The organism is Paraburkholderia sp., assembly GCF_036488795.1.
GTDB lineage: Bacteria > Pseudomonadota > Gammaproteobacteria > Burkholderiales > Burkholderiaceae > Paraburkholderia.
Genome location: NZ_DASXHA010000154.1, coordinates 1 through 14,319 on the forward strand (window position 1 = coordinate 1; position 14,319 = coordinate 14,319).

Genomic DNA, 14,319 nt, shown 5'->3' on the forward strand with positions numbered 1-14,319 from the left:
AAGGTCGTGATGCTGCAAAAGCAGGCCGACGTGCCGATCGACAGCGCAATGATCGCCTGGTAGGGCGACTGCAGCAGCAGCGCGACCGAGAGCGCAGCCGCGCACACCAGAAGCGGGCCCGCTACATGGCGGGCGTCGACGTGGCGGCGGCTCACCAGACGGCCCCAGACCAGCATGGCGACGACGGCAACGCCAAATGGAATCGCCGTGATCAGGCCGATATCCGTGAGGCTGTAAGTGACCCCAAAGGTATGTTCAAAGGTCTTGACGACTTGCGGCAGGAAATAGAGCAGGCCGATGATGCCCGCGTTGGTGCCGAAATAGACGAGACCGAGCGCCCAGACCTTTGGATTGCCGAGCGCTCGCAACGCCCCGGTCGACGCGGTCCCAGCTGTCGCCTGCGCCTGTTCGGCGGCAAGGGCAACAGCGATTTCGTCTTTTTCAGCAGCAGAAAGCCATCGCGAGCGGGCAGGATCGTCGCTCAGCCAGAACCAGGCAGCCACTCCAAGAACGATCGCAGGCAAGCCTTCTAGCAGAAGCATCGCGCGCCAGCCGGTTACGCCGAACACGTTGGCGTGCGCCATCAGCCACGTGGACACGGGCGCCCCTAAGACGCCGGTCAACGGAATGGCCGTGACGAACAGAGACATCATCCATACGCGATTGCGCGCGGGCATCCACAGCGTGAGGTAGTAGACCATGCCCGGGAACAGACCCGCCTCGAACGCGCCAAGACAGAAGCGGGCGATATACAGCCAGTGGAAGTCGGGCACGAAGCTCGTCAGCGAGGAAAGCACACCCCAGCTCAACAGGATGCGGGTCATCCACAGTCGCGCGCCGAACCGATGCATGCACAGGTTGCTCGGTACTTCGAAGAGGATATAACCAAGAAAAAACAGGCTTGCCGCGAAACCGTATTGCGCCGCTGTCATATGCAGTTCGGCGTTCATGGTCAGCGCTGCGTAGCCGATGTTTGCACGGTCAAGCTGGTTCGCGACATACATCACGATCATGAGCGGTGCGAGCCGCCATGCGATCCGCTTCATCAGCCGATCGGAAATCGCCGGTTTGAGCGCGCCAATGTCCATGGTTTCCCCCAGATTTACGCTTTGCGGAATGCTCCGAAATGCTCTAGAGGTCGATTAAGCGCTCTGACTACGGGTACGACAATGCACGAAAAATATTGACTCTGTGAGTAAATGTCACAGGTTGGGGCTGGGGCAAGCAGCGGCTCGCGCCGCGCCGACGCGTCGCGCCCGGCATGGTGCGCGTAAGAATGGAGCCACGCAGGCGCGGGCGCGGATGTGCGTCTCAGGTATTACACCGCCTCGAGCACATTGATCGCGCGGCTCGCCAGCAGGGGGGCGGTATTGCGGCCATATTCGGCCATATGCGCCGATGCCGCATGCGCCTTCAACGCTGCGGCGCTCTCCCAGCGCTCGACTACCGCAAACGTGTCGCTGCCGAGCGGGGTCTGAAAGCCGCCGAAATCCGGGACATCGATGACCGCTTCGTAGCTGATGCAACCTTCTTCCGCCAGCACCGCCGGTCGGTTCTTGTTGAACAACGCAAGCACGGCGTCCCGTTGGCCGGGTTGAGTCGTGATGGTGGCAAAGACATGGATCATTCGGGCATTCTCCGGTAGGGTTCGGCGCAAATCGCCGCCTGCCATCATAGCGGCGTTTGGCCGCGCACGCTGTGCGGCGGCCTGGCAGAGCGGCTCAGGTGACGTCTTTAGTCAGGCTCCTGAACATCGCCTGGCGCGCGGTGAAGCGCGAGCGGATTGAACGGCACGGTCTGTTCCGGAGTTGGCAGGTCCGTGGTGCTCCAGCCGCCGCCCACCGCACCGATCAGTCCGACCGCTGCCTGCAGTTGCCGGCTCTGCACCTGAAGGGTCGCAAGCTCGGCGCTCAGCGCGGCCACCTGGGCGACCGTCACATTCAGGTAGTTGTCCAGACCATTCGTATAGAGGCGCAGCGCAAGGTCCTGCACCTTGAGCGCAGACGTGAGCGCCGCTTGCTGCTGGCCGTACTCGGAGGAGAGCTGGTTGGTCAACACCAGCTGGTCCTCAACCTCGCGAAATGCCTGCAACACCGTGGAGCGGTAGTTGTCTCCCGCCTGGGCGAACTCGGACCGGCTTTGCTGTTCCTCGGCCCTGCGCAGACCGCCTTCGAACAGCGGTAGCGTGGCCGTCGCGCCGATCGACCACAAGGCGTTGGGCAGCGAAGCGAGGCCGCCGAAGCCATCGTCCTCGAAGCCGGCGTTGGCACTCAACTGAACGTTCGGATAGAAGGCCGCGCGCGCCACGCCGATCTGCGCGTTTTGCGCCGCCATCTGCCGCTCGGACTGGGCAATGTCCGGGCGCCGTTGCAGCAGCGCGGACGGCACGCCCACCGGAATGGTGGGAATTGCCATTTGCGCCAGCTCTTCGGGCGGCAGGCTGAAGGTCGACGGATTCTCGCCTGCGAGAACGGCAATCGCGTGTTCGAGCACGGCGCGTTGCGCCTGGATGTCGGTATCGGCCGCCTGTGCCGTGGAGAGCTGGTCCTGGGCCCGCTCGACGTCCATACCTGCCGCAATCTTCCCGGCATAGCGGAGCTTCGTGATCTTGAGCGCATCGCCGTAATAGCCGAGCGTTTTGGTGTAGACCGTATGCTCCGAGTCGAGCGCGCGCAGCGCCATATAGTCGTTGGCCAGCTCGATCTCCAGGCTCAAGCGTGCCGAGGCCACCATGGCCGCAGTGGCCTGGGCGTTGAATTTCGCGTAGTTCGTCCGGTTGCGGATCTCGCCCCAGAAGTCCGGCTCCCACGACAAGGCCGGCCCGTAGCCGTTCGACGATTGATCGGACGGGCCGCCGCCGTTGACACGGAACAAGCGGTTTTTGGATTGAGCATTCTGAGTCGCGAAAGCCTGGGCGCTCAACTGCGGAAACAGCTGCGAGCGTGCCTCGCCGACAATATCGCGCGCCTGGGTATAGGTTTCTTCAGCCGCCTGAAGGTCGGGGTTAGCCGCATTCAGGCTCGTCTCGAGGCTATCGAGTTCCGTATCGCCGAACATCTTCCACCAGTCGCTTTGCGTGAGCTGCGCGTCCGGACGGGCGAGCGAGAACGGCCCGCTTCCCTTATAGCTGTCGGGCAGCGCCATATGCGGCGCCTGGTAGGAAGGCGCGAGGCTGCATCCGGCAAGCGGCACGAACAGCGCCACGAGCGCGGCCCCTGCAAGGCGTTTAGCAGGTTTGAAGTGACGCATCATTTCGGCTCACTTTCGGCAGTCGCGACTTTGGCCGGCTGATTCATACCTGAACTGGCCGGTTCGGACGCGGTGGTTCGGCTCGCCGTTTGCGGCCCGACTCCCGGCACGCCGCTGACGATCTGCACTTGCTCCCCATCGAGGGTGCCCGCGGAAGGATTCACCACGAAGCGGTCGGTGGGTTTCAGGCCCGAGAGCACCTGCACGTTCTGACCGAGATTCAGACCGAGCTTGACGTCTTGCAGATGCACCTTGCCATTTGCATCGACCAGCGCGAGCTGCATGCCCTGGTCGCGGAACAACAAGGCCTGCTCAGGTACGACGAGGACGTTGTGGTCCGTCGGCACGTCGAACCGCACCGTTGCATAGGTGCCGGGCCAGAGCAGATGATCCGGGTTTTGCGCGACCAGTTCCGTGACGACCGTACGCGTCTGCGGATTGAACGCGTTAGCGGTTGTCAGAAGCGTCGCCTTGAACTCGCGGCCTGGATACTGGGCCAGCGTGAAGGTCGCCTCGAGACCCGGTTTCAGCATGTCCGCATAGTCCTGCGGCACGGACACGAAGAGCCGCATCTCGTGGACATCCGCGACCGAGAACATCTCATCGGCCGTCCCCGTTCCGCGTGCGCTGACGTCGCCGCCGGCGGCGTTGACGTAGTTGCCGATGTCGGTATCGCGTGAGGTGACGACGCCGTCGAACGGTGCCACGATGTTCTTGAACTGTTCCAGCGCGCCATAGCGCGCAACTTCGTGATCCGCCGCGACGACCTCGGCTTTCTGCGCCGCAGCAGCGGCGACCTTGACGTCCACCTCTTCCTGCGAGACGGCCTCCGTGCCCGCCAGCGACTTCCAGCGCTGCGCGGTCACGTCGGCAAGCGTGCTGTTGGTTTTCGCCACCTGCAGATTGGCGGCCGCCGTCTGGTACTGCTGGTCGACGGTCGGTGCGTCGATCGTCGCGAGCAAGGTGCCGGCCTTCACAGTCGCGCCATAGTCCACGTACCACTTGTGCACGTAGCCACTGACCTGCGCATAGATCGGCGCGGAATACCAGGCCTTGAGGTCGCCCGGCAGCGTGATCGAGCGTGTGGCAGGACCCGGCGCAGGCAGCATGACCTGCACCTGCGGTACCGACTCGTCGTCGGAAAGCGTCTTGAGATCCGCGACATTGTCGTGGCGTTGAACGATGCCGTGCACGACAAGGCCGCCAAGGACCAGTGCGGCGACTGCCGCGAACAGTTTAGGTCGAATACGGCGCGTGTCCGCAACTTCGCGATTTACTACGTTCATAGATGAGACTCCGTGGCATTTTTGTCGTTGCGATGCAGCATCGCGAATACGCAGGGAACGAAGAGCAAAGTGGCGAACGTCGCGACAAGAAGTCCGCCGATGACCGCGCGTCCGAGCGGTGCGTTTTGTGTGTTGCTCATGGACATCGGCACCATCCCGATGATCATGGCAGTCGCGGTCATCAGAACCGGGCGGATCCGCGCATAGCCGGCTTCGATGGCCGCGCGGATCGAGTCCCCGTGCTCGGCGAGACGTTCACGGGCATACGACACGACCAGAATCGAGTTGGCCGTCGCCGTGCCCATGCACATGATCGCGCCCGTCAGAGCCGGCACTGAGCCGTTCGTATGGGTGAGAAAGAGGCTCCAGACAATGCCGGCAATCGCGCCCGGCAGCGCCGTGATGATGATGAACGGGTCCAGCCAGGACTTGAAATTGACGACGATCACGAGATAGACCAGCAGGATCGACAGCGCCAGGCCTTCCAGAAGCTGCGTGTAGGCACTGCTCATCGTGGTCGCCTGGCCGCGCACGTGCACGCTGGCACCGTGCGGTACCTGCGAATTCATCTCCTTGACGACCTGTTGGACCTGGTCGTAGACGGCTCCGAGATCGCGGCCCTGGTTGCTCACGAAAATATCGACCGAGGGCATGATGTTGTAGTGCGAGACCAGCAGCGGCGTACCCGTTTGCGTCACGGTGCCGAGCGCGCCAAGCAGCTGCGAGTGCTGGCCGCCCGGATCGGCTTTGCCTGCGTCGATCGGAATCGTCTCGAGGTCGTTCATCGAGGTGAGCTGGTCTTGGGGCGTCTGCATGTTGACGAGGTGCGAGACGCCCGTGGTCGTATCGAGCCAGTATGTCGGTGCGGTCTGGCCGCTGCCGGACAACGTCGCAAGCGCGTTGTTCGCGATGTTCGCTTCGGACAGCTGCATACCGGAAGCAAGCGAACGGTCCGCCGCAACCTTGATGGTCGGTTCATTGAACGCCTGTTCAATGTTGACGTCAGCCGCACCGGGAATCTTGCGGATGCGTGCCGCGAGCTGCTGTGCGAAAACCATGTTCGCCGCCTGGCCGCGCCCCGAAACCTGCACGTCGATCGGCGCGGGCAAGCCGAAGTTCAGGATCTTTGCGGTGATGTCGCCGGGCAGGAAGGTAAACACCGTGCCAGGAAAGAGCTTCGGCAGTTCGCGGCGCAGTTTGAGCCGGTAATCGTCCACGGGCGATTGTTCATTCTTCAGGCCGATCGTGATGTCGCAATCCTGCGGGCCAATCGTGCCGTCCGAGGTATAGGCGAGGTTGATACTGCTCGATGGCAAGCCGCAGTTGTCCACCACGTTCGTGACCTGGCCCGGCAGCAGCTTTTTGATTTCGCTATTCACCAATACGGAAATCTGCGATGCATCTTCGAGTCGCATGCCGATCGGCGCACGCATGTGCATGTCGATTTCGCCGGACTTGATGCTCGGGAAGAAATCGCGACCGAGGAACGTGAGCAGACCCATCGACGCGATCGCGAAGCCGAGGAAGGCCATGATAAAGACCTTGCGATTGAGCACGGCGGTGGTCAGCACGCCCCGGTATCCGTCACGGAACTGCGAGAAGGCATGCTCGAAGCGCCGCTGAAAGCGGGTGAAGAAACCTGCGTTGGGGTCAGGTGCATGACCATGCCCGTGAGATTTCACCTGGCCGCGCAGCAACCATGCCGCCATGGTCGGAACCAGCGTACGCGAGAGGATGAACGAAGCGAGCATCGCGAAGATGATGGCTTCGGCGAGCGGCCGGAACAGATACCCCGAGATACCGTCCAGCTGGAACAACGGCAGCCAGACGATACAGATGCACAGCGTGGCTACCAGCGTGGGTACGACGATCTGGTTCGCCGCCGTAATGATGCCTTCCTCCAGCTCGACGCCTGTCTCCAGGTGCGAGTCGATGTTTTCGATCATCACCGTTGCATCGTCGACCAGAATACCGACCGCGAGCGCAAGGCCGCCAAGCGTCATGACATTGATGGTCTGCCCGGTGTAGTGCAGCACCAGGATAGAGGTCAGGATCGCAAGCGGAATCGAAGTCGCGACGATCAGCGTAGAACGCCAGCTGCCGAGAAAGAGCAGCACGATCATCCCGGTCAATAGCGCCGCGGTGATCATTTCCTGCACCACTTCCAGCACCGAGTCGCGCACGAAGCCCGACGCATCGTTGAGCGGCGTGATCTTCACGCCCGCGGGCAGGGTCCGGATCACACCAGGCAATGCCTTCTTGATGCCCGACACGACTGAAAGCGTCGATGCGTTACCACTCTTGTAGATCTGGATCAGCACCGACTGCTTGCCTTCCACCAGAACCGCGTTGGTCTGCGGCGGCGCGCCGTGGTGCACGTAAGCGACATCGCGCAGATAAACCGTCGCACCGTTCACCGTCTTGATCGGCATGTTGTTGAAGGTGTCCACCTTGAGCGGCGTCGAATTCGTCTGGACCATGAAGTCGAGGCCGCCGATCTTCTGGTCGCCGGCCGGCAGCACCACGTTTTGCGAGCTGAGCGCCGCCGCCACGTCGGCGGCCGAGAGACCGTGCGCAAGCAGCTCCGCCTGGTTCAGATCGATCTCGACGTTCAGGGACGTGCCGCCGTAGGGATTCGGAATCGAGACTCCGGGCACCGACACCAGTTGCGGGCGGATCAGGTTGGATGCCATGTCATACACCTGTGCCGCCGTCATGTTCGTCGCGGAGACCTGCAGATCCAGCACCGGGACCGAGGACGCGTTATAGACCAGAATCTGGGGCGGCGTGATGCCGGCCGGCATTTGCTTCAGCACGGTCTGCGAGACGGCTGTGACCTGAGCCTGGGCAGCGGCGATGTCGGTGCCGGGCTGAAAGAAGACCTTCACGACGCCGGCACCGTACAGCGACTGGCTCTCGATGTGCTCGACGTTGGCCACTGTCGCGGTCAAGGCGCGCTCGTAGTAGTAGACCACACGACCGGACATATCCTGCGGCGACAGTCCGTTGTAGTTCCACACGACCGCGACCACCGGAATGCGGATACCGGGAAAGATATCCGTCGGTGTCTTCAGGACGGCCATCGTACCGAACAGGATGATGAGGATGCTCATCACCACGAAGGTGAGGGGACGGCGTAAGGCAACCAGAACAATAGCGTTCATGTAAAAGTGTCTATGTCGGGTGAAGCATTGCGTCAGTGCCTGCATCCCTGTGGGGACCGGCGCGGCGTGTATCCAAGTGGCATATGCTCGGGGTTGCCGGCTGACCGGAGCGCGTCGCTTCAATTAACTTTTGTTTAAACTCCGGCTTGGCGCGCCGTGCGTGCGAGCGCAAACCTCCACCGGCATGGCGGTGGAGAGCCGGAAGGTACTTAGTGGTGCGTCATTTGGACGCAAACGGGTTTCGTGGCCCAGCGGCGCGAGAATGACGGTCATTCGGCCTCAATCCGCCTTCGTCATGACCCGCGAAAGGCAGCAGGATGCCGGCGGCGCAGCCGCTCGCATCACGGCGGATTGAAGTCGCCGTGCACAAAACAGAATTCGTGAAACCAGCCGTTTGCTTCGTCACGCGCCGCAGGGTAAAGCGAGGGCGCGTAGGATGAGGAGGCGGGAGCGAGCGTGTGCCCGGATGCAAGGGCGACGTGAGAACATCGCGCGAGGTGCGCAGCAAGGTTTGCAGCCGCGGTTCGAGAGCGAACCGCGGCTGCTAGGAGTGAGCGTCTTGCCGTGGCAAAGGCACTGTGTTCAGGGTATGTTCGGCGTGGGCCGCGCTGCGCTGCGGCGCCGGCCGAACGAATAGGAGATCACGGCCGAGACGAGCAGGGTTGCACTGACGAAATACAAGCCCAGCGAGAAGTCGCCGCTCATATCGCGCAGCTTGCCGATCACCATCGGGCCGATCGTGCCGCCGATCAGGCTGCCCATTGCATTGATCAGCGCAATGCCCGCTGCCGCGGCCGAGCCCGACAGGAACTGCGTCGGCATACTCCACAGCGGCGGCTTGGCCGCATTGATGCCGAAGTTCGCCACCGACAAACCAATGATCAGAATGACTGCGCTCGTGGCATGACCCGCCAGCAACATTCCGATGCCGGCGGCGAGGCAGGCAATCGCAACATGCAGACGGCGTTCATTGGTGCGGTCTGAATTGCGTGCCCACAGCACCATGCCGACCACCGCCACCAGATTCGGAATGGCGTTGACGAGACCCAGTTCGAAATAGCCGAAACCGAAATGGTGGATGATCATCGGCGCCCAGATGCCGACCGCGTACAGCCCCGTCGACGTGCCGGCGTAGACGAGCGCAAGCAGCAGCACGCGCGGATCTTTCACGGCGCCCCACACGCTCGACGCGCTTTGTTCGGCTTTGGCTGCGCGCTCACGGTTCATCTCTTGCGTGAGCCAGCTGCGCTGCGGCGCGCTCAGCCATTTCGCGTCTTCCGGCCGGTCGGTCAGGAAGAACCACGACACGATGCCCAGCAGCACGGTCGGGGCCCCTTCGACGATGAACAACCATTGCCAGCCGTGCAGATGCGCGATGCCATTGATGCCGAGCAATGCCCCCGAGATCGGCGAACCGATCATGTTGGACAGCGGCGCCGCGGTCATGAACATCGCTGTGACGAACGCGCGGTGCCGGGCCGGGAACCAGTAGCTGAGGTACAGAATGATGCCGGGAAAGAAGCCCGCTTCGGCAAGACCGAGCGCAAAGCGCAGCGCATAGAAGCTGTACGGGCCGGTGACGAACGCGGTCGCCGCCGACAGCACGCCCCACACGACCATCAGCAGAGCAATCCAGCGGCGCGCGCCGACGCGCTGCAGCGCCAGGTTCGACGGCATCCCGAAGACGATGTAGCCGACGAAGAAGATCCCCGCGCCGACACCGAACATCGACTGCGTGAGGCCGATGTCGTGGTTCATCGTCAGCGCGGCGAATCCGACGTTCACCCGGTTCAGAAAGCTCAGGAAATACAGCACGATGATGAACGGTGCGATACGCCGCGAGATCTTGCGGATGGTGCCTGCTTCGAGTGCGACGAGTTCGTCGGTCACGGGGGATGGGGAGGATGTCACCTGTGTCTCCTTGCCGTTTCGCGCAACGCGCGAGCGATCTGTTTGGAATGAACGACTCGCCGCGACCACACGGCGAGCGGGAAAGCGAAGGCTCAAATCACGATGCGGCAGACTCTTGCGCGAGGCTCGCCTGCTGTGCCGGCAGATCGATGTACGCCCATGGCTGCGTCTGCCAATGGCGCGCCTCGAAGGCATCGATCGCATCCGCCTGGCGCAGCGTCATGCCGACCATGTCGAGTCCTTCGAGCAGCATCTGCTTCTGCCGCGGCGGAATCGAAAACGCATGACGTCGTCCAGCCGGACTCACGATGACCTCACCGACTACATCGATCGTGATCTGCTTGTCGCTCGCCGTTTCGATTTCGGCGACGAGCGCCTCGACCTCTTCAGGCGGCAGGGTCACCAGCAGCAGCCGGTTATTGAGCGCATTGAAATAGAAGATCTCGCCGTAGCTCGGCGCAATGACTGCGTCGATACCGGTCTGCTGCAAGCCCCACACCGCGTGTTCACGGCTTGAGCCGCAGCCGAAATTGGAGCCGCCAAGCAGGATCCGCGCGCCGCGGTATTCGGGACGGTTCAGCACGAAGCCGTCACGCGGGCGGCCTTCCGGGTCGAAGCGCAGGTCGTACAGCACGCCTTGGGCGAGTCCCGACTTGTCGATGCCGAGCAGGAACTGCTTTGGCATGATCTGGTCGGTGTCGAGATTGTTGATTGGCAGCGGTGCCGCGATGCCGGCAATCACATGCTGTTCAGACATGACGGAGCTCCTTGCGTACGTCGACGATGCATCCTGCAATGGCGGCTGCGGCGGCCATGGCGGGGCTCATCAGATGGGTTTTGCTGCCGCGTCCCTGGCGGCCCTCGAAGTTGCGGTTGGTCGTCGAGGCGCAACGCTCTCCCGGCGCGAGTACGTCGTCGTTCATCGCGAGGCACATCGAGCAGCCGGGTTGACGCCATTCGAAGCCGGCGTCGATCAGCACCTGCGCGACGCCTTCCCGTTCGGCCTGGTCGCGCACGAGGCCGGAGCCCGGCACCACCATCGCCCGCACGCTGGCGGCGACCTTGCGGCCACGCACGACGGTTGCGGCCGCGCGCAGATCCTCGATACGCGCATTGGTGCACGAGCCGATGAACACCCGGTCGATCGGTGTGCCTTCGATCGGCGCGCCTTCGGGCAGCGCAATGTAATCGAGCGCCTTGCGCATGGTCGCCGCGTCCAGCCCGGCGCCCGTCGCGCTATCGGGAATGCGGCCGTCCACCGGGATGGCCTGGTCCGGGCTGGTTCCCCACGTCACGTAGGGCGCGACCTTGCTGGCGTCGAAGCGGTGTTCGGCGTCGAACTGCGCATTCGCGTCCGAGCGCAGCGCGGCCCATGCGGTGCAGGCCGCATCGAGCGTCGCCGTATCGAGTTCGCGGATTTTCGAGCGCACGTATTGAAGCGTGGTGCGATCAGGCGCGATCAGCGCGGCACGTGCGCCCGCTTCGACCGTCATGTTGCACAAGGTCATGCGAGCCTCGGCTGAGAGCGCCGCGATCGCTTCACCGGCGTATTCGACGGCGAAGCCGCGGGCGCCCTGGGCACCGATTTGCGCAATGATGTGCAGCACGAGATCCTTGGAGGTCGTGCCGGGTTGCAGGACGCCGTCCACGGTGATTCGCATGTCGCGCGCCACGCGATAGACCAGCGTCTGCGTGGCCAGCACATGCTCGACTTCCGAGGTGCCGATGCCGAAACCCAGCGCGCCTAGCGCGCCGTAGGTGGTCGTGTGGCTGTCGCCGCACAGGACGACCATGCCAGGGCGGATCAGCCCGAGTTCGGGCGCGACCACGTGCTCGATGCCCTGCACGGGGTCGTTGACATCGAACAGATGGATGCCTTGTTCAGTGCAGTTGCGCGTGAAGTTGGTCGCCTGCTTTGCTGCATCGACGACCTCGATGGTGCGCGCGGCGACCGGCACCGGGCGCGTGGGGATGACGTGATCCACGATGCCCATCTGCTGGCGCGGACGACGCACGCGCAAGCCTTTCTCACGCAGGCCGGCGAACGCCTGGGGGCTGGTGTACTCGTTCATGATGTGCAGATCGGCATACAGCAGCACGTGCTGCTCGTCGATCCGGCTCACCGTATGCGACGCAACGAGCCGCTGATACAGGGTTTGCGACATTCGATCCTCATGCAGTTCAAAACAAAGGCCCCGACGGTTTGGAGCACGGGCGAAGCAAGTGTAATCTGCAAGTTGATCTATATAATGCAGATGCATTTAACCTATTCTTAATTTAGATTTATCAATGAGTGCGGTCTCGGATCTTGAGTTTTTCGTAGGGCTGGTGCGGCACGGCAGCCTGTCGGCGCTCGCGCGGGAAATGGGCGTGACGCCGCCGGCGGTCAGTGCACGGCTTGCGCAGCTCGAAAGGCGTCTGGGCGTGAGACTGTTGAACCGGACCACGCGCCGGCTCAGCATGACTCACGAAGGCGAGCAATACCTCGCGACCGGCTCCGGATTGTTATCGCAACTGCAGGAGCTGGATCGCACCATCTCCAGCAGCCGCGCAACGCCGAAGGGGCTGTTACGCGTCAATGCGACGTTTGGCTTCGGACGGCGTTACGTCGCCCATGCGATCGCCGCGTTTCACCGCCAGTATCCCGATGTGGATGTTCAACTGGAACTGACCGACCGGCCGCTGAACCTTCTCGAGACTTCGTACGATGTGTGTATCCGCTTCGGCACGATGCCCGATTCGAACCTGATTGCGCGCCGGGTCGCCCACAACCAGCGGCTCGTCTGCGCGTCGCCCATTTATCTTCGGCAACATGGCGAGCCGGCGTCGCCGCGGGAACTGCAGCAGCACCGCTGCATCGTGCTGCGAGAGAACGAGACGGCCTACGGCACCTGGCATTTCAGCAAGGGAAAGCGACATGAGACCGTCAAGGTGCACAGCGTGCTGAGCAGTAACGACGGTGAGGCGACGCTCGTGTGGGGGCTCGACGGGCAGGGCATCCTGATGCGCTCCGAGTGGGACGCGAATCCCTATCTGGCATCGGGGCGTCTGAAGCAGTTGCTGCCGGACTGGAAGCTCCCGCCGGCCGACATCTGCGCGGTTTATCCGCAGCGCCTGCACCTGTCCGCGAAGGTGACCGCGTTCGTCGATTTTCTGGAGCAGTTTCTCGACGACGGGCGAGCGTGGAAAGCCGGTGGCGAACGCGCTACGGATGCCGGTCAGGCGGAGCATCCGTAGCGTCGCGCAGGCCGCCCGCTAGAAGCGATGTTTGAGGCCGACCGCCACGACCACCTGCTGGTTGCCGGTAGCCGGGTTCAGCGTATAGACGCCAGCGTCGAATGCCGGAATGCCGTTGCCCCCGCCGACCCGTTGATAAACGCCTTCGATGTACACATCCGTGCGCGCCGAGAGCAGGTAGTCGGCCTGCGCCATGACCTGATTCCAGTGCGGAAACGCGTTGCCAGTCACGGAGTTGAACGAGGCCATCGTGTAGGTGTACGACGCACCCAAGCTCAGGTTGGGTTGCAGGAAATAGCGGCCGTTGATTTCGAAGTTGTCGAACTTGATGTAGTTGCCGGCACCGTTCGACGGACCAGGCAACGCTCCGTTGGCCGTGCTGCCACCGAACCAGAGGCTCGACGGACTCTCGGTCGACGAGTGAGTCCAGAGAAGGCCGACGGACGACTTGCCGAACAGATACTGCGCACCCAGGCCGAACATCCGTTGCAGACCGCCGACCGTCAACGCGTCGCCGTCGCCTGTGCTAACCGCGCCGCTCGCGTTCTGCGCGTTCGGGTCGCGGTTGATCTGCAGATAGGAGCCCGCGAGGTTGATCGGCCCGAACGTATAGCTGATACCGGCACTGTAGGCATTGTTGTTGGAGACCTCGCCGGCCTGGTTCGAGAAGGCATACATCGCGCCGACCTTCACCCCGTCGAACGCAATGCTGCTGAACTTCACCGAATTGTTCAGACGCATGTCGTTGTTCAGGTTGTCATTGTCGTAGGGGTGCTCGGCGAGGTTGCCGCCGAAACCCGAACCTGTCGCGCTGAGGGGCGCGAGGTAGCTCACCATGAAATCGTATTGACGGCCCAGCGTCACCGTGCCGTACTGGGTCGCACTCAGACCGACCCACGCCTGGCGGCCGAACAGATCGCCGCCATTCTTGAACGTGCCATTGGTCGAGTTAAAGCCGTTTTCCAACCAGAACACGGCGCTGAGTCCGCCACCCAGATCCTCGGACCCACGCAGACCCCAGCGTGGCGTATACACACTTCCCGCGAACTCTTGCCATTGAGTACCGCCGCCCGCCGAAGGCTTCGCGGCGTTGGTACGTGCGTTACTGCTATAGAGAAGGCTCGTGTCGATCAAACCGAACAGCGTGACACTGCTTTGGGCGTGCGCGGCGCTGGCGACCAGCATCGACGCTGCAAGGGCAATACGCGAGCATTTCATGGGATCTCTCCGTGATGGAACAGATTCGATACCACGCAACGATTGGTGTGATTTAAAAACTGGCGGGGTATGAAAACGAGGGAGAAGCCAGAATACTTCAAGGGCTAAAACAAAATTGTTTCAGTGAAGACGCAATACCGGTCATAAAAGATTCACGTCTTCAGAGGCATGTGCAGCACGGCTGCGCGCTGCGCAATTTTGTCTGGACAGGTGCAGACGTTGCTCGAGCGCCACGCTTGGGATTTTCGACGAGA

At 62.6% G+C, this 14,319-nt stretch carries 10 protein-coding genes; 1 reads left to right on the forward strand and 9 read right to left on the reverse strand.

The features are described 5' to 3' along the window. From VGH41_RS22425 to leuC, 8 genes are all read right to left on the reverse strand, one after another. The coding region (locus VGH41_RS22425; RefSeq protein ID WP_331599796.1) for an MFS transporter at positions 1-1,088 on the reverse strand (1,088 nt) is incomplete at its 3' end. A gap of 230 nt (positions 1,089-1,318) precedes the next feature. After that, the gene (locus VGH41_RS22430) at positions 1,319-1,627 is read right to left on the reverse strand and encodes a putative quinol monooxygenase (protein ID WP_331599797.1); all 309 of its coding nucleotides are present in this window, start codon (positions 1,625-1,627) and stop codon (positions 1,319-1,321) included. 107 nt (positions 1,628-1,734) lie between these two features. Further along, positions 1,735-3,252 (reverse strand): efflux transporter outer membrane subunit, encoded by a 1,518-nt coding sequence (locus tag VGH41_RS22435; RefSeq protein WP_331599798.1) that lies wholly within the window; start codon positions 3,250-3,252, stop codon positions 1,735-1,737. After that, positions 3,249-4,535, reverse strand: coding sequence for an efflux RND transporter periplasmic adaptor subunit (locus VGH41_RS22440; protein WP_331599799.1), 1,287 nt, complete (start codon positions 4,533-4,535; stop codon positions 3,249-3,251). The genes VGH41_RS22435 and VGH41_RS22440 overlap by 4 nt, the downstream gene beginning before the upstream one ends. After that, positions 4,532-7,699 carry an efflux RND transporter permease subunit gene (locus tag VGH41_RS22445; RefSeq protein ID WP_331599800.1) on the reverse strand — a complete coding sequence of 1,056 codons (3,168 nt, stop codon included), beginning with the start codon at positions 7,697-7,699 and terminating at the stop codon, positions 4,532-4,534. Before VGH41_RS22445 ends, VGH41_RS22440 begins: the two co-directional genes overlap by 4 nt. Positions 7,700-8,281: 582 nt before the next feature. Next, positions 8,282-9,610 (reverse strand): MFS transporter, encoded by a 1,329-nt coding sequence (locus VGH41_RS22450; RefSeq protein ID WP_331599801.1) that lies wholly within the window; start codon positions 9,608-9,610, stop codon positions 8,282-8,284. 97 nt (positions 9,611-9,707) lie between these two features. Further along, positions 9,708-10,367 carry a 3-isopropylmalate dehydratase small subunit gene (gene leuD, locus VGH41_RS22455; RefSeq protein ID WP_331599803.1) on the reverse strand — a complete coding sequence of 220 codons (660 nt, stop codon included), beginning with the start codon at positions 10,365-10,367 and terminating at the stop codon, positions 9,708-9,710. Next, a complete protein-coding gene (gene leuC / locus VGH41_RS22460; RefSeq protein WP_331599805.1) occupies positions 10,360-11,775 on the reverse strand; it encodes a 3-isopropylmalate dehydratase large subunit in 1,416 nt (471 codons plus the stop codon). Before leuC ends, leuD begins: the two co-directional genes overlap by 8 nt. A gap of 124 nt (positions 11,776-11,899) precedes the next feature. On the opposite strand from leuC, the gene VGH41_RS22465 reads away from it, so the two are divergent. Continuing rightward, positions 11,900-12,847, forward strand: a complete 948-nt coding sequence (locus VGH41_RS22465) for a LysR family transcriptional regulator (protein ID WP_331599806.1) — start codon at positions 11,900-11,902, stop codon at positions 12,845-12,847. Between the two features lie 18 nt (positions 12,848-12,865). Here VGH41_RS22465 and VGH41_RS22470 read toward each other — a convergent pair whose 3' ends face one another. Further along, positions 12,866-14,065 (reverse strand): porin, encoded by a 1,200-nt coding sequence (locus VGH41_RS22470; RefSeq protein WP_331599807.1) that lies wholly within the window; start codon positions 14,063-14,065, stop codon positions 12,866-12,868. Positions 14,066-14,319: the final 254 nt, after the last annotated feature.